Here is a 15,867-nt window from a genome sequence, read left to right on the forward strand (position 1 = left end):
AGGACAGGAACATCATGGCGAAGAACGACAAGGACGAGGTGGATTCCTTCGAGCCGGATGCGTTCGACAATCCGCCGAAGGGCCCCGCGGGCATGCACCGCGGCGCCCGTTCGGCAGCGGCGCGGTTCATGCCGTTCGTCGTGGTCGTGCTGGTCGCGGCGCTGTGCGGCGTCGGCGCGTGGGGCGTGTTCTCGGGCGAGGCCGGCAAGGTGAGGCTGCCGTGGTCGCAGTCCTCCTCGACATCGGCCGCGGCCTCCTCGTCGTCGGACTCCGCGGCGGCGAAGAAGAAGGCGGCTTCGGCCAAGAAGGCTGCCGCCGAGAAGAAGGCGGCCGAGGAGAAGGCCGCGCAGGAGCAGCAGGCCGCCGAGGAGCAGGCCCAGTCGCAGCAGCAGGCGCAGGCCGAGCAGCAGGCGCAGCAGGCCGCCCAGCCGGACAAGACCAAGGGCGTGACCGTCATCAACGGCACCGGCATCTCCGGCTACGCCGCCACCAAGCAGAACGTGCTCGCCTCGGCCGGCTACACGAACGTCGCCGCCTCCAACCCGACCGGCAGCCTGCCGTCCGCCACCGTGGTGTGGTACGAGTCCGAGGCGGACAAGGCGACCGCCGACGACGTGGCGTCCACGCTCGGCATCTCGAACGTGCAGCAGGCCAGCGGCCTCGGCGGCGGCATCGTCGTCGTGCTGATGAGCTGACGGCCGGCGCGTCCACGGTCCGTTTCATTTTCGCGCTCCCCCTGTTGTCGTTGACATGGGTCACGTCTATACTGTCCCTTTAGTCGCGAGGCGGGGGGAGCGCGGTGTTGTAGTTCTTTTATTCCCTCCGCGTCGGGAGAGATTACAGCTCACACAGCTAAGGGAAGTGCAACATGGCGCAAGGAACCGTAAAGTTTTTCAGTAACGGCAAGGGGTACGGCTTCATCACACCGGATGGTGGCGGTGACGACGTCTTCGTCCACTACTCGGTGATTTCCGGCGAGGGCTTCAAGACCCTCGACGAGGGGGACAAGGTCGAATACGAGGCCGAGAAAGGGCCGAAAGGCATGCAGGCGACGAAGGTCACCAAATTGTGAACGTCGATGTGATGTGACTTTCGTGACATCGCCCACCATGAAATCCCTAGGTTCGTGAGGTTGAGGATTCGGACCCCTCAGGTTTGCCCCGGTCGGTATGACGGGGCTTTTTTCATGCCCGGACGCGGGTCGGCGACGGCGCCGTCCGCGGCTTCGGCCGCGCCGGACGGTCATGCCCAAAGCGCAATCGCATGGATGCATGTTGGCACTCGACGGGGTGGAGTGCTAATCTCATGGTTAGCACTCGGAGGCCGGGAGTGATAACCGGTGGCTGACGGCCGGTATCGCGCGGGCCTCGCGGGTGGACATCGGTACACCAGCCATTTGGAGGATGAACACAACCATGGCAAAGATCATCGCGTATGACGAGGATGCCCGCCAGGGCATGCTGGAGGGCCTCGACAAGCTCGCCAACACCGTCAAGGTCACGCTGGGCCCGAAGGGCCGCAACGTCGTGCTCGACAAGACCTACGGCGCCCCGACCATCACCAACGACGGCGTCTCCATCGCCAAGGAGATCGACCTCGAGGATCCGTACGAGCGCATCGGCGCCGAGCTGGTCAAGGAAGTCGCCAAGAAGACCGACGACGTCGCGGGCGACGGCACCACCACCGCCACCGTGCTCGCCCAGTCCCTCGTTCACGAGGGCCTGAAGAACGTGGTCGCCGGCTCCAACCCGATCGCGCTGCGCCGCGGCATCGAGAAGGCCGCCGACGCCATCGTCAAGGAGCTCGTCGCCGCCGCCAAGGACGTCGAGACCAAGGACCAGATCGCCGCGACCGCCACCATCTCCGCCGCCGATCCGGAAGTCGGCGAGAAGATCGCCGAGGCCCTGGACAAGGTCGGCCAGGACGGCGTCGTCACCGTCGAGGACAACAACCGCTTCGGTCTGGACCTCGAGTTCACCGAGGGCATGCGCTTCGACAAGGGCTACATCGCCCCGTACTTCGTCACCAACGCCGACGACCAGACCGCCGTGCTCGAGGATCCGTACATCCTGCTGACCTCCGGCAAGGTGTCCAGCCAGCAGGACGTCGTCCACGTGGCCGAGCTGGTCATGAAGACCGGCAAGCCGCTGCTGATCATCGCCGAGGACGTCGACGGCGAGGCGCTGCCGACCCTCATCCTCAACAACATCCGCGGCACCTTCAAGTCCTGCGCCGTCAAGGCCCCGGGCTTCGGCGACCGCCGCAAGGCCATGCTCCAGGACATGGCCATCCTGACCGGCGCCCAGGTCGTCTCCGACGAGCTCGGCCTCAAGCTCGACTCCGTCGACGTCTCCGTGCTCGGCCACGCGAAGAAGGTCATCGTCTCCAAGGACGAGACCACCATCGTGCAGGGCGCCGGCTCCAAGGAGGACATCGACGCCCGCGTGGCCCAGATCCGCGCCGAGATCGAGAACACCGACTCCGACTACGACCGCGAGAAGCTGCAGGAGCGTCTCGCCAAGCTGGCCGGCGGCGTCGCCGTCATCAAGGTCGGCGCGGCCACCGAGGTCGAGGCCAAGGAGCGCAAGCACCGCATCGAGGACGCCGTGCGCAACGCGAAGGCCGCCATCGAGGAAGGCCTGCTGCCCGGCGGCGGCGTGGCCCTCGTCCAGGCCGCCAAGAAGGCCGAGTCCGATGAGGCCGTCACCTCGCTGACCGGCGAGGAGGCCACCGGCGCGTCCATCGTGTTCCGCGCCATCGAGGCCCCGATCAAGCAGATCGCCGAGAACGCCGGCGTCTCCGGCGACGTCGTGATCAACAAGGTCCGCTCCCTGCCGGACGGCGAGGGCTTCAACGCCGCCACCGACACCTACGAGGACCTGCTGGCCGCCGGCGTCACCGACCCGGTCAAGGTGACCCGTTCCGCCCTGCAGAACGCCGCCTCCATCGCCGGCCTGTTCCTGACCACCGAGGCCGTCGTCGCCAACAAGCCGGAGCCGAAGCCGGCCGCCCCTGCCGCCGGCGCCGACATGGGCTACTGATCGCGAGGGCGATCGGTTCCATCAGGTGACTGACCGAAGGGGCCCGCGCACGTGGTTCGTCCACGTGCGCGGGCCCCTTCGTCGTCACGGACGGGTCACTGCGCGAAGAGGCGCGTGGCCTGCGACTCGGCGTCCGCATAGACGGTGGACGCCTGCGTCAGGGCGTTCTGGATCGACTCCAGCGACGTCTCCATCTGCTGCTGCGCGGCCCGCCACTGCTCGGCCACCGAGGTGAACTGCGTGGCGGCGGAGCCGCGCCACGCGTCCTGCAGGGCGTTGAGATTCGCGTACATGCCGGCCACGGCCTGCCTGATCTGGCCGACCGAGGCCTGCACCGCGGCGCTCGATGACTGGATCCTCTCCGAATCCACCTGGTATTGGGGCATCGTCGTCTCCTTTCGTCGGAGGGTTGTTGTCTGTTGGCGCAACCGGTCGCTAAGGTGGAGTCTATGATGTCTGCACGAATGAGGAACGGAAAAACGGCCCCTGTGGTCGGAGCCCCCCGTGACGGCGTGTCGCGGTCCTGGAAATGGCTTGTCTGCTTGGTTCTCGCGTTGATGTGTGCGATGTGGATAACTCCCGCGGCGCTCGCCGCGGACGCGCCCACGACCACCAACGTGATCACCGACACGCAGAACCTGCTCGGCAAGAACGAATCGGCCGTGTCCGACGCGATCAAGAGCACCGAACAGGAGACCGGCGTGCACGTGCGCCTGCTCTACGTCGAGACCTTCGGCACCAAGGACAAGGCCGCGTACGCGTCGGCGGCGCTGGAGGACACCGATCCCGAACCGAACACGGTGCTGCTCGCCGTGGCGTCCGGCGACGGCAGCCTCGTCGTCTGCGTCTCGAAGAACTCCGACGAGTGGCTCAACAACCAGAAGACCATCGACGCGCTGAGCGACGCCGCCATGCAGCCGCTCACCAAGCAGGGCGCGCAGGACTGGCCCGGCGCGGCCACCGCCATGATGGACGAGATCAAGCAGCAGAAGAAGACCTCCACGAACTCGGGTGCGATGCGGATCGGCGTCATCGTCATGGGCGTCGTCCTCGTCGTGCTGGTCGGCGTCATCGTCGTCACCGTGATCGTGCGCCGCCGTCGCGAGGTCGACAAGGACGCCGCGACGACCGATGCACACGAGACGGGAGATGACGGCGACGGCGCCACCGTCGCCGGCGAGGATGCGACCGTCATCGGCGAGGATGCGACCGTCATCGGCGACGGCGCTACCGTCATCGGCGACGGCGCTACCGTCGCTTCGGCCGCGCCCGCCGCCGAACCGGAGCGCCCGATGACGCGACGCGAGCTGCGCGAGGCGCGCAAGCGCAAACGCGGTCCGTTCGGCCGCTGACGGCGGAAACGCCGCGGCCGCCCCGGAGGCGGCCGCGGCGTTTCCATCGCACGGCAGCAATCCACAGCACGTTTTCAGGAAACCTACAGGGTCGCGGGTCATGCTGGGAGCCATGAGCAAGCCTATCGAAGCATCGATCGTCGTCGTCGACGACGAGCCGTCCATCCGTGAACTGCTGGTCGCCTCCCTGCATTTCGCCGGATTCGAGGTGAACACCGCCGCATCCGGTTCCGAGGCCATCGAGGTCATCGAGAAGGTCGAGCCCGACCTCATCGTGCTCGACGTGATGCTGCCGGACATCGACGGCTTCACCGTCACCCGCCGCATCCGCCAGGAGGGCATCAACGCGCCTGTGCTGTTCCTCACCGCGCGCGACGACACCCAGGACAAGGTCATGGGCCTGACCGTCGGCGGCGACGACTACGTGACCAAGCCGTTCAGCCTCGAGGAGGTCGTCGCCCGCATCCGCGCCATCCTGCGCCGCACGCGCGAACAGGTCGAGGACGACCCGATCATCCGCGTCGGCGACCTCGAGATCAACGAGGACTCCCACGACGTGACCCGCGCCGGCCAGAGCGTCGACCTGAGCCCCACCGAATACAAGCTGCTGCGCTACCTCATGGACAACGCGGGACGCGTGCTGTCCAAGGCGCAGATCCTCGACCACGTGTGGCAGTACGACTGGGGCGGCGACGCGGCCATCGTCGAAAGCTACATCTCCTACCTGCGCAAGAAGGTCGACGGCGTCATGGTCGAAGGCGAGGACGGCGAGAAGCACAAGGTCACGCCGCTCATCGAGACCAAGCGCGGCATCGGCTACATGATCCGCGAACCGAAGTCATGATTCCGCAGCCGCAGTTCCCGCCGAAGAACGGCCCGGCGCCCATGCCGCGCACGCCCATCCTCAGACCCCCCAAGGCGACCGGCTGGCGGCGGGTCCCGCGGTTCTTCCTCGACCACATCGACCGGGTCTCGCTGACCACCAAGCTCGTCGCCTGCACGCTCGTCGTGCTCATCGTCGGCACGGTCGGCATCTCCGCGTCCATCCGCCAGCTGGTCAGCAGCTACCTGCTCGAGAAGACCGACTCGCAGATCATCTCGCAGCGCAACATCGTGATGACCGGCACGCTGCTGAGCGACAACTCCGACCTGAGCAACAACGGCCTCAACACGTACTTCCTGCAGGTCAGGGCCGTCAAGGACGGCAAGCTCACCGGCCAGATTGACACGCGCCTCTACCCGGTGCTCGAAGGCGGCGTCGTGTCGATCCCCCAATTGCCGTCCAACGACGACATCGACCTGAACGCGCTCGGCCAGCCCTTCACCACCAGCGCCGTCGTCACCACGGTGACGCGGATGAACGCCGACGCCGCGGCGGACTCCTCCGGCCAGGCGCAGGCGCCCGCGGCCTCGACGCCCGGACGCAAGACGCTCGACCAGGCGAACGCGCCGTGGAGGGTCGCCGCGTTCCAGTCGCAGACCCCCGACAAGACCGTCAAGGCGATCGTGTTCATCGGATTGTCGCTCGCCGACCAGATCGACATCATCGACACGCTCACCAAATACTGCGTGACCGTCGGCATCGCCATCGTGCTGCTCGGCGGCTCGCTCGCCGCGCTCATCATCCAACGCACGCTCGACCCGCTCAAACGCATCGAGAAGACCGCCGCGAAGATCGCCGCCGGCGACCTCACCCAGCGCGTGCCGTGGGCTCCGGAGAACACGGAGATCGGCTCGCTCGCCGTCTCCCTCAACACGATGCTCGCGCGCATCGAGAAAAGCTTCCACGAGCAGGAGCAGACCACGGCGAAGATGAAACGCTTCGTCTCCGATGCGAGCCACGAGCTGAGGACCCCGCTCGCCGCCATCCACGGCTACGCCGAACTGTACACGATGCAGCGCGGCATGCCGGGGGCGCTGGAACGCGCCGACGAATCCATCGCCCACATCGAGCGGTCCAGCCAGCGCATGACCGTGCTCGTCGAGGACCTGCTCTCCCTCGCCCGCCTCGACGAGGGGCGCGGCATCGACATGACGCAGACCGTCTCGCTCACCGGCGTGGTCGCCGACGCGCTCGACGACCTGCACGCGCTCGACCCAGAACGCGAGGTGACGCGCGGCACCGTTGCGTACACGCCCGCCGCCGACCTCGACCATCCGTCCTCGCTCGCCATCGAGGCCGGCGACATGACGCCGGTCACGCTCACCGGCGACGCCTCCCGCCTGCGCCAGGTGGTGACGAACATCGTCGGCAACATCCACCGCTACACGCCCGCCGACTCGCCGGCGCGCATCGGACTGGGCGTCATGCCCGCCTCGATCACGCCGGACGCGCTCGCCATGATGCCCGCCACCGACGAGTCGATGCGGCGCTTCCTCGACGCGGTCGAAGTGGGCCGTTCGATGCGCACCGGCACCAACTACGCGGTGCTGCGGTTCGAGGACCACGGCCCCGGCGTGCCCGAGGAGTCGCGCGCGCAGATCTTCGAACGGTTCTACACCGCCGACCCGTCCCGCGCCCGCGAGAAGGGCGGCACCGGATTGGGCCTCGCGATCGCCCAGTCCGTCGTCAAGGCGCACCACGGGTTCATCTGCGCGACGCCGACCGACGGCGGTGGGCTCACGTTCACGATCATCCTGCCGCTGGGGCCGGTCGACGCCGCCGGGCATCCGGGTCCCGCCCCCGACGACGCGGACGACACGGTCCGCGTGAAATCCTCGCGCGGATTCAAATCCAAGGAGAAGCCCGCGAAGACGAAGCGGTCCTGGTTCTCGCACTGACCGTCCCGCCGTCGCCGGCCGCGCCGACGCCCCGCCGTACGCCGAGAGCGTGTGGCGGGGGAGTGCGGTAGAATGAATCGGCTTAACGATTGGAGACAAGGAAAGCGAGAGTGTACGATGCCCACCGGTCGAGTTCGTTGGTTCGATGCCGCCAAGGGGTATGGCTTCATCACCAGTGATGAAGGCGGGGACGTGTTCCTGCCCGCGGCCGCGCTGCCCACCGGAGCCACCACGCTGCGCAAGGGCGCCAAGGTCGAGTATTCCGTCGTGTCGGGCCGCAAGGGCCCGCAGGCGATGGGCGTGACCCCGATCGCCTCGGCGCCGTCGCTCGTCAAGGCCACCCGCCCGAAGCCGGACGACATGGCCGCCATCTGCGAGGACCTCATCAAGATGCTCGACGCCGCCGGCAACACGCTGCGCCGGCACCGCTACCCCTCCGCGGCGGAAAGCCGCAAACTCGCCACGCTGCTGCGCGCCGTGGCCGACAACTTCGATGTGGAGGACTGAGACCGTTCCATGACCGATACCACGCAGACCCCCGAACAGGACGTGACGACGCCGGACGTTCCGGACGCGCCGCGCATCGACCCGCGCGAACTCGCGCGGTCCGTGGCGATGTCCGTCGCCGAGGAGCCCGAACAGGTCGGCGATGTCGTCGAGACGCATGAGCTGGGCGACGGCGTGACCGACTTCCGCATCGCCGCGCACGTCAAAGGCTACGAGGGATGGCAATGGTCGGTCACGCTGTACCACGACGAGGAGCTTGACCGGTGGACGGTCAACGAATCCTCGCTGATCCCCACCGACGACGCGCTCATGCCGCCGCCGTGGATCCCGTGGAAGGACCGTCTGGAACCCACCGACCTCGCGCCCACCGACTCGATCGGCACCGACCCGGACGACCCGCGTCTCGAAGACGGCTTCCGCAGGACCGAACCGGCGAAGGACGCCGGGGAAGGCGCGGAAGGCGCCGTCGCCGCTGCCGATGCGGACGGGGACGACACGGACGCGACGGCCGAGGGCTCCGGCTCCGCGGATGACGGCGACGGGGACGCCGCCGCGACCGGCGCCGACTCGCGCGAGGACGTGGACGAGGCGGTCGAGGAGTTCGACCTGTCGCGCCGCCATGTGCTCTCCCCGCTCGGCCGCGCCCAGACCGCGAAACGCTGGTACGAGGGCCCGCGCGGTCCGAAGGCCATGTCCACGAAGACCGCGTCCGGCCACCTGTGCTCGACGTGCGGCTTCTTCGTGCCGTTGAAGGGCGAACTGAACCTGCTGTTCGGCGTGTGCGCGAACAAGTGGAGCCCCGACGACGGCCGCGTCGTCTCCCTCGACCACGGCTGCGGCGAGCACTCGGAGATCGAGCCGCCGGAGCCGAGCCGCCTGTGGGTGCAGTCGAAGCCCGCCTACGACGACCTGCACATCGACATCATCGCGCAGAAGCCCCGCGAGGAGCGCGCCCAGGTCGAGATCCTCGAACAGGAGGAGCCCGTCGACCAGGACGAGCCCACCGAGCAGGACATCGAGGAGAACACCGAGATCGACGCCGACGCCCCCGAAATCGAGGAGAACACGGTCGACGCGGGCGACGGGCCGGAGGTCGAGACCGTCGTCGCGCTCGACGCCGACGGTTCCATCGACACGGGCGATGCCGACGAGACGGATGAGACGGACAGTGCGGACGACGCCGTCGACACGGATAATGCGGATAATGCGGACGATGCCGGCGACGCGCCGGAGACGGACGACCCGTCCGCGCAAGGCACGGACGGGTCGGAGGACGCCGCGGAATGATCAGTGGACCACGGTGACCGTGCACTCGGCGAAGTTCACGATCTGACGCGACCCCGAACCGAGGAAGTGCGCGTCCAGACCGCTCAGGCCGCGCGAGCCGACCACCAGATGGCTCGCGTACCGGGACGCGGCCACCAGTCCCTTCGACGCGGTGATGTGGAAGGCGTGCGACTCGACCTCGACCCCTTCGGGGACGGGGGTGTCGGCCAGCAGGCCGGCGAGCAGCTCCTCGGCGCGGCGCTGGCCCACCTCGATCGGCGCGACCGCGCGCTCGTAGCCGGGCACCACGCCCAGATCCTTCAACTGCCAGCAGAACAGCACGTGCAGCGGCGCGTCATGCACCTGCGCCTCCCGGATCGCGAATCCGAGCGCGCGGCGCGACGTGTCCGAACCGTCCACGCCGACGACCACCGGACGGCGCGACTCCTCGACCACGCCCTCGCTCGGCACGTAGTGCACGGTCTCCTTGACGGGGGAGAGGGCGTTCGCGATGTCGTCGGTCACCGACTCGTCCTCGCCGCCGGCGACGCGCACCACCGTGACCGGCACTTCGGCCGCCTCCGCGAGCGACGCGGACAGCGAGCCCATGAACCAGCGTGCCACGCGTCCCAGCGAACGGCGGCCCACGACGATCTGCTGCGCGTCGCGGCCGATCTTCAGCAGCGCCGTCGTGCCGGACGCCTTCACCGACGTGAGCTTCAGCAGCTCCGGATCGAAGTCGATGCCGGCGCACGCCTCATCCACCCACTCGCGCAGTTGGGCGGCGATGTCGCGACGCACCTTGTCCCACGCCTCCTCGCTGTCCGGTTCCGCGCCCATATCCCACGAATGGGTCCATCCGAACACCGCGTTGACGCGCTGACCCGTCAGACCGGCCTCGCGCATCGCCCATGTGAGCGCCGCGAACGACTCATCGGAACCATCCACGCCGACGACGATGTCGGCCGTCGGATCATACAGGGAATCGAAAGTGGTCATCACGAACCTCCTTTGGTCGTCACTCAAGGACATCCACCAGTCCCAGCATATCGCCTTCCATACGTCCTGAGCGGAAATACGGGACGGAATGGGGCAAACGTCACCGCGAATCGCTAAAGTGAGGGGCAGTGTCAATTGAGGAAGGACAATAATGTTCGAACGGTTCACAGACCGTGCGCGGCGCGTGATCGTGTTGGCGCAGGAGGAGGCGCGCTCCCTCCAGCACAACTACATCGGCACCGAACATCTTCTGCTCGGACTGATCCGCGAAGGTGAGGGCGTGGCCGCCAAGGCGCTCGCCGCGAAGGGCGTGGAGCTCGACGCCACCCGCAAGCAGGTCGAGGAGATGATCGGCAAGGGCAACGCGACGTCCAACGGCCACATACCCTTCACCACGCACGCCAAGCAGGTGCTCGAACTGAGCCTGCGCGAGGCGCTGCAGCTCGGCCACAGCTACATCGGCACCGAGCACATCCTGCTCGGCCTCATCCGCGAGGGCGAGGGCGTGGGCACGCAGGTGCTCATCAAGATGGACGTCGATCTGGGGGAGCTGCGCTCCACCACCATCGACATGATCCGCGGCAACTCCGGCGACGGCAAGGGCAAGGGCGATCTGGCGAACGCCGGCGGCGTGGCCGACAAGGCCAACAAGTCCGGTTCGGCGATCCTCGACCAGTTCGGCCGCAACCTCACGGCCGAGGCCGCCGAGGGCAAGCTCGACCCGGTCATCGGCCGCTCCAAGGAGATCGAGCGCGTCATGGTCGTGCTCTCCCGCCGCACCAAGAACAACCCGGTGCTGATCGGTGAGCCCGGCGTCGGCAAGACCGCCGTCGTCGAGGGTCTCGCGCAGAAGATCCAGGAAGGCGACGTGCCGGAGACGCTCAAGGGCAAGCAGGTCTACTCGCTGGATCTCGGCTCCATGGTGGCCGGCTCGCGCTACCGCGGCGACTTCGAGGAGCGCCTCAAGAAGGTCCTCAAGGAGATCAAGACCCGCGGCGACATCGTGCTGTTCATCGACGAGATCCACACGATCGTCGGCGCCGGCTCGGCCGACGGCGCGCTCGGCGCGTCCGACATGCTCAAGCCGATGCTCGCGCGCGGCGAACTGCAGACCATCGGCGCCACCACCACCGACGAGTACCGCAAGTACATCGAGAAGGACGCGGCCCTCGAACGCCGCTTCCAGCCGATCCAGGTGCATGAGCCGACGATCGCCGAGACCATCGAGATCCTCAAGGGTCTGCGCTCGCGCTACGAGAACCACCACAAGGTGACCATCACCGATGGCGCGCTCCAGTCCGCGGCCGAGCTGTCCGCCCGCTACATCCAGGACCGCAACCTGCCGGACAAGGCCATCGACCTGATCGACGAGGCCGGCGCGCGCCTGCGCATCAAGCGTCTGACCACGCCGCCGGAGCTCAAGGAGCTCGACCAGAAGGTCACGAAGCTCTCCGCTGAGAAGGAGCAGGCCGTCAAGGATCAGGACTTCGAGAAGGCCGCCTCCCTGAGGGACGACCTCGAGAAGATGCAGACCGAGCTCAAGGAGAAGCAGAAGGCCTGGCACGAGGGCGAGTCCGACGTGAAGATGGTCGTGGACGAGGACGTGATCGCCGAGGTCATCTCCTCCACCACCGGCATCCCCGTGTTCAAGCTCACGCAGGCCGAGTCCAAGAAGCTCCTCAACATGGAGAAGGAGCTGCACAAGCGCATCATCGGCCAGGACGAGGCGGTCTCCGCGCTGTCCCGCTCCATCCGCCGCACGCGCGTCGGCCTCAAGGACCCGAAGCGCCCGTCCGGCTCGTTCATCTTCGCCGGCCCCACCGGCGTCGGCAAGACCGAGCTGGCCAAGACGCTCGCCGAGTTCCTGTTCGACGACGAGGACGCGCTCATCCGCGTCGACATGTCCGAGTTCTCCGAGAAGTACGCCGCGTCGCGCCTGTTCGGCGCGCCCCCGGGGTACGTCGGCTACGAGGAGGGCGGCGAGCTCACCGAGAAGGTGCGCCGCAAGCCGTTCTCCGTCGTGCTGTTCGACGAGATCGAGAAGGCCCATCCGGACATCTTCAACACGCTGCTGCAGGTGCTCGACGACGGCCATCTGACCGACGGCCAGGGCCGCAAGGTGGACTTCAAGAACACGATCATCATCCTGACCACCAACCTCGGCACGCGCGACATTGCGAAGGCCGCCAACACGGGCTTCAACCTGGGCGCGAACACCGAGTCCAGCTACCAGCGCATGAAGGAGCAGGTGAGCGCCGAACTCAAGCAGCAGTTCCGCCCCGAGTTCCTCAACCGTCTGGACGACATCATCGTGTTCAAGCAGCTCACCGAGCCGCAGGTGCGCCAGATCGTCGACCTCGACGTCAAGCAGCTCAACGACCGTCTGTTCGACCGCCACATGTCGCTCGAACTCACCGACGCCGCGAAGGACCTGCTCGCGCAGAAGGGCTTCGACCCGCTGCTCGGCGCCCGTCCGCTGCGCCGTGTGATCCAGCGCGACATCGAGGACGCGATCTCCGAGAAGATCCTCATGGGCGAGCTCAAGGACGGCCAGCGCGTGGTCGTCGACGCGGAGGGCGAAGGCATCCTCGGCGAGTTCACGTTCAAGGGCGAGGACTTCGAGGAGCCGAAGACCGGTGCGGACGGCGAATCCGGCGAGGGCGGCAAGCCCGAGCTGGTCGGTGCCGACGCGGCCCCGGCCGCGGGCGACGCCTCCGGCGACGTGGAGTGACGTTCCGTCCGTAGCAACGTGGAAGGGCTTCGGTTCCATCAGGAACCGAAGCCCTTTTCCGATGCTTCGCATCACGATGCAATGGACCGCGTCGCTTCCGCTGGCGGTGGCGTGTGCCGACTTCGCCTGTCGCTCCCGCTGGCAGGAGCTGTCGGACGAAGTCCGACTGAGGGTGGTTCGCCGTCGTGTGGAGACCACCCCCACCCGCTTCGCGGGAGCCCCCGCCGGCGGGGGCGAATGTGTCGTCCGTTTTTTTGTGGGAGTTCCCTGACGGCGGATGTGTCGTCTGTTATGCGGGAGCCCCGCCGGCGGGGCGGAGCGCCGGCGACCACGGCATTCCCGCTCCCGCTGGCGGGAGCTGTCGGACGAAGTCCGACTGAGGGTGGTTGCCGGAAGGCGATCAGCCGCTGAAGTCGACCTCGCCGAGCTTGTCGATGAGCTTCATGTTCTCCGAATAGTCGACCGGGCAGGCGATGATGTCGATGCCCGAGCCGGAGCGCAGGGCGGCGCGCAGCGTCGGATACAGCTCGTCCGCCGATTCGATGAGATGGCCCTTCGCGCCGAAGCTCATGCCGAGCGCCACCACGTCCGGGTTGTTGAAGTCCACGTACTCGTGGCTGCCGTCATGCAGGTCCATCTTCCATTTGATGAGGCCGTACGCCTCGTCCACCCACACGAGGATCACGATGCGCGCGCCCACGCGCACCGCCGTCTCGATCTCCTGCACGTTCATCATGAACGAGCCGTCGCCCATCACCGCGAGCACCGGACGACCCGGGTTCTCCAGCGAGGCGGCGACCGCGCCGGGCAGCGTCCACGCCATCGTCGACAGCGAGTTGTCGATCACGCACGTGTTCGAATAGTACGTGGGGTAGAGGCGCGCCATCCACATCTTCAACGCGCCCGTGTCGACGAGCGCGATGTCCGTGTCCGTCTCCATCGCGCGGCGCGTGTCCGCGACGATGCGCTGCGGCTTCAGCGGGAACGAGTCGTCCTGCGCGTACGACTCGTATTCGTCGGTCAGCAGCTCGTGGATCTTCGGATGGGACACGCCGAACGTCACATGCTGGCGGTGCAGCGCGTCGACCAGCGCGGACAGGGTCGCGTCGATGTTGCCCATGATGTTCAGGGCCGTCGAATAATGCGCGTCCGTGTCCTCGATGAACGTGTTGATGTGGATGATCGTCTTGTCGTCGTTCGGATTGATCTTCTTCGGATCGAACTGCTGGATCGAGAAGCCGACCGCGATGATCAGATCAGCCTCGTCGAACGCGAAGTTCTCGTAGTCGTGGCGCATGAAGCCGACCACGCCGAGCGCCAGCGGGATGCGGTCGGAGATCACGCCCTTGCCTTCGAACGTGGTCGCCACCGGCACGTTGAGCTGCTCGGCCAGGGCGAGCAGACGGTTCTCCGCATGTCCGCGCGCCACGCCGTTGCCGGCGAGGACAATCGGATGCTTCGCGCCGCGGATGATGCTCACCGCGCGTTCGATCGTGTCCGGCGTGGGCGCGAAGCTCATCGGATTCGGCAGCGGCAGCGGATGCGAGCCCGCGGGCGCCGGCATCTCGGCCACATCCTCCGGCAGGATCAGGCAGGTGGCGCCCGGACGGTTGCGCTGGGCGATCGAGAACGCCTTGCGCACCATCTCCGGCACCGAGGCCGGCTCCATCACCATCGACGTCCACTGGGTGAGCGGACGGAACACGCTCACCAGGTCGACGATCTGATGCGACTCCTTGTACAGGCGGGTCACGTTGCCCTGCGCGCAGATCGCGACCAGCGGCGTCGTGCTCGCGTTCGCCTGCGCGACCGGCAGCGTGAGGTTCAGCGCGCCCGGGCCGAGCGTCGCCAGGCACACGCCCGGTTTGCCGGTCAGATGGCCCTGCGTGGCGGCCATGAAGCCGGCGCCCTGCTCGTGGCGGGTCAGGACGAAGCGGATGCGCCCGTCGCGTTCGATGGCCTCCATGAGCGGGATGTTCTCCTCGCCCGGGATGCCGTACATGGTCTCCACGCCCTCGTTGACGAGACATTCGACGAACAGGTCGGCGACGGTGCGGACATGGGTCTTCTTCGATTGCTCCTGCGGCTCGATCGCCGCGGATGCCGTTGCTTCTGTAGCGTTCACGGTAGGCATAGTGTAACAGCACCGATGTGCGATTGGGCACGCCGCCGCATAGTGGACGCGTGTCGGACGCGCGGCCCGATGCGAGCCGCGCTCCCCGCCGGCCCACTAAGAAGCCACTGAGAATTCACCTGCGGGACGACGGGCGAGGGAACGCCGTTCAACCGCGCGGCATACCTTGCAATCGTGAGCAGGATGCAGTCAGGCCGGCGCACGAAGGCCGGCAGGCGACCGTGGGCCGCCATCGCAGGTATCACGTTCCTTCTCGTCGGGGCGTTCGCCGTCCCGCACGCGTCCGCGTCGAACCCGGGAACCGTCCCCTTCTCCGGAACGGACGCGGCCACCGGGGAACGCACCGTCACCATCGCCGACATCACCGACTTCCACGGGCACATCGAACGCGGCGAGACGAACGCCGCCGGCTTCGCGCTCGCCGACGCGCACAACCCGGGCAACATGGTGCCCGTCTCCGCCGGCGACCTCGTCGGCGGCAGCCCCTACGAATCCGCGTTCGAGAAGGACAAGCCCACGCTCGACATGGCCAAGGCGTGGGGATTGACCGTCTCCGCCGTCGGCAACCACGAATTCGACCGCGGCGTCGAGGACTTCAACGACCGCATCGCCGACCCCGCCAACGGCATCGACTGGCTGAGCGCCAACGTGTCCGCCGCGAACAAATCATCCAACGGTCTGCTGAATCACGTCAAGGACTACACGATCCGCACGGTCAACGGCAAACGCGTCGCGTTCGTCGGCGCGCTCACGGACGCGCTCGGCACCGTCGCCACGCCGAAGATCACCCGCGACGCCGACCTCGACGAGACCGCCGTGCACGCCATCAACCGCGTCGCCGACCAGCTCAGCGACGGCGACGAGGCGAACGGCGAAGCCGACGCCGTCGTCGCGCTCATCCACGCCGACGCGTCCGCAGCCGCCGGAACCGGCGCGGCGGCGCTCGACCGGAACGTCGACCTCGTCTACGCCGGCCACAGCCACGCGCTCAAACGCATGAGGACCGCCGCCGGCGCGCCCGTCATCGAGGCGGGCAGCTTCGGCCGCGACATGGCC

At 67.5% G+C, this 15,867-nt stretch carries 13 protein-coding genes; 10 read left to right on the top strand and 3 right to left on the bottom strand.

Going from position 1 to position 15,867, the window contains the following annotated elements; genetic code table 11:
• Positions 1-14: 14 nt before the first annotated feature.
• The 3 genes from Uis4E_RS04940 (at position 15) to groL (ending at position 3,041) form a co-directional block, all read left to right on the top strand.
• Complete coding sequence (locus tag Uis4E_RS04940; RefSeq protein ID WP_101622108.1) at positions 15-695, top strand: LytR C-terminal domain-containing protein; 681 nt, start codon at positions 15-17, stop codon at positions 693-695.
• A gap of 173 nt (positions 696-868) precedes the next feature.
• Positions 869-1,072 carry a cold-shock protein gene (locus tag Uis4E_RS04945; protein WP_034529900.1) on the top strand — a complete coding sequence of 68 codons (204 nt, stop codon included), beginning with the start codon at positions 869-871 and terminating at the stop codon, positions 1,070-1,072.
• A 343-nt stretch (positions 1,073-1,415) separates the two neighbouring features.
• Positions 1,416-3,041, top strand: coding sequence for a chaperonin GroEL (groL, locus tag Uis4E_RS04950; RefSeq protein ID WP_034529898.1), 1,626 nt, complete (start codon positions 1,416-1,418; stop codon positions 3,039-3,041).
• A 95-nt stretch (positions 3,042-3,136) separates the two neighbouring features.
• On the opposite strand, the gene Uis4E_RS04955 is transcribed toward groL, so the two are convergent.
• Positions 3,137-3,427, bottom strand: coding sequence for a WXG100 family type VII secretion target (locus Uis4E_RS04955; protein WP_101622109.1), 291 nt, complete (start codon positions 3,425-3,427; stop codon positions 3,137-3,139).
• Between the two features lie 180 nt (positions 3,428-3,607).
• Between Uis4E_RS04955 and Uis4E_RS04960 the strand changes: the two genes are divergently transcribed.
• The 5 genes from Uis4E_RS04960 to Uis4E_RS04980 all read left to right on the top strand — a co-directional run bounded on the left by Uis4E_RS04960 (position 3,608) and on the right by Uis4E_RS04980 (position 8,968).
• Positions 3,608-4,393, top strand: coding sequence for a TPM domain-containing protein (locus Uis4E_RS04960; RefSeq protein ID WP_165784853.1), 786 nt, complete (start codon positions 3,608-3,610; stop codon positions 4,391-4,393).
• A 112-nt stretch (positions 4,394-4,505) separates the two neighbouring features.
• Positions 4,506-5,237, top strand: a complete 732-nt coding sequence (locus tag Uis4E_RS04965; RefSeq protein ID WP_101622111.1) for a response regulator transcription factor — start codon at positions 4,506-4,508, stop codon at positions 5,235-5,237.
• Positions 5,234-7,174 carry a sensor histidine kinase gene (locus Uis4E_RS04970; RefSeq protein WP_243394329.1) on the top strand — a complete coding sequence of 647 codons (1,941 nt, stop codon included), beginning with the start codon at positions 5,234-5,236 and terminating at the stop codon, positions 7,172-7,174. Before Uis4E_RS04965 ends, Uis4E_RS04970 begins: the two co-directional genes overlap by 4 nt.
• Before the next feature lie 117 nt (positions 7,175-7,291).
• Positions 7,292-7,681, top strand: coding sequence for a cold-shock protein (locus Uis4E_RS04975; RefSeq protein ID WP_101622112.1), 390 nt, complete (start codon positions 7,292-7,294; stop codon positions 7,679-7,681).
• 9 nt (positions 7,682-7,690) lie between these two features.
• Entirely contained in the window at positions 7,691-8,968 is a 1,278-nt protein-coding gene (locus Uis4E_RS04980; protein WP_101622113.1) for a DUF3027 domain-containing protein, read from the top strand.
• On the opposite strand, the gene Uis4E_RS04985 is transcribed toward Uis4E_RS04980, so the two are convergent.
• The gene (locus tag Uis4E_RS04985) at positions 8,969-9,946 is read right to left on the bottom strand and encodes a universal stress protein (protein WP_101622114.1); all 978 of its coding nucleotides are present in this window, start codon (positions 9,944-9,946) and stop codon (positions 8,969-8,971) included. It abuts the gene before it with no gap.
• A 151-nt stretch (positions 9,947-10,097) separates the two neighbouring features.
• Between Uis4E_RS04985 and Uis4E_RS04990 the strand changes: the two genes are divergently transcribed.
• Positions 10,098-12,677, top strand: coding sequence for an ATP-dependent Clp protease ATP-binding subunit (locus Uis4E_RS04990; RefSeq protein ID WP_243394330.1), 2,580 nt, complete (start codon positions 10,098-10,100; stop codon positions 12,675-12,677).
• A gap of 400 nt (positions 12,678-13,077) precedes the next feature.
• Here Uis4E_RS04990 and Uis4E_RS04995 read toward each other — a convergent pair whose 3' ends face one another.
• Entirely contained in the window at positions 13,078-14,811 is a 1,734-nt protein-coding gene (locus tag Uis4E_RS04995; protein ID WP_101622115.1) for an acetolactate synthase large subunit, read from the bottom strand.
• Between the two features lie 183 nt (positions 14,812-14,994).
• Between Uis4E_RS04995 and Uis4E_RS05000 the strand changes: the two genes are divergently transcribed.
• On the top strand, positions 14,995-15,867 hold an 873-nt coding region (locus Uis4E_RS05000; protein WP_133125396.1), incomplete at its 3' end, for a metallophosphoesterase.

Origin of the sequence: Bifidobacterium parmae, assembly GCF_002860365.1 — a bacterium.
GTDB lineage: Bacteria > Actinomycetota > Actinomycetes > Actinomycetales > Bifidobacteriaceae > Bifidobacterium > Bifidobacterium parmae.

Coding starts and splice junctions, on each gene's coding strand:
- Uis4E_RS04990 (WP_243394330.1), top strand. CDS start 10,098: ATGTTCGAACGGTTCACAGACCGTGCGCGGCGCGTGATCGTGTTGGCG.
- Uis4E_RS04945 (WP_034529900.1), top strand. CDS start 869: ATGGCGCAAGGAACCGTAAAGTTTTTCAGTAACGGCAAGGGGTACGGC.
- groL (WP_034529898.1), top strand. CDS start 1,416: ATGGCAAAGATCATCGCGTATGACGAGGATGCCCGCCAGGGCATGCTG.
- Uis4E_RS04960 (WP_165784853.1), top strand. CDS start 3,608: ATGTGGATAACTCCCGCGGCGCTCGCCGCGGACGCGCCCACGACCACC.
- Uis4E_RS04965 (WP_101622111.1), top strand. CDS start 4,506: ATGAGCAAGCCTATCGAAGCATCGATCGTCGTCGTCGACGACGAGCCG.
- Uis4E_RS04970 (WP_243394329.1), top strand. CDS start 5,234: ATGATTCCGCAGCCGCAGTTCCCGCCGAAGAACGGCCCGGCGCCCATG.
- Uis4E_RS04940 (WP_101622108.1), top strand. CDS start 15: ATGGCGAAGAACGACAAGGACGAGGTGGATTCCTTCGAGCCGGATGCG.
- Uis4E_RS04955 (WP_101622109.1), bottom strand. CDS start 3,427: ATGCCCCAATACCAGGTGGATTCGGAGAGGATCCAGTCATCGAGCGCC.
- Uis4E_RS04985 (WP_101622114.1), bottom strand. CDS start 9,946: ATGACCACTTTCGATTCCCTGTATGATCCGACGGCCGACATCGTCGTC.
- Uis4E_RS04980 (WP_101622113.1), top strand. CDS start 7,691: ATGACCGATACCACGCAGACCCCCGAACAGGACGTGACGACGCCGGAC.
- Uis4E_RS04995 (WP_101622115.1), bottom strand. CDS start 14,811: ATGCCTACCGTGAACGCTACAGAAGCAACGGCATCCGCGGCGATCGAG.
- Uis4E_RS04975 (WP_101622112.1), top strand. CDS start 7,292: ATGCCCACCGGTCGAGTTCGTTGGTTCGATGCCGCCAAGGGGTATGGC.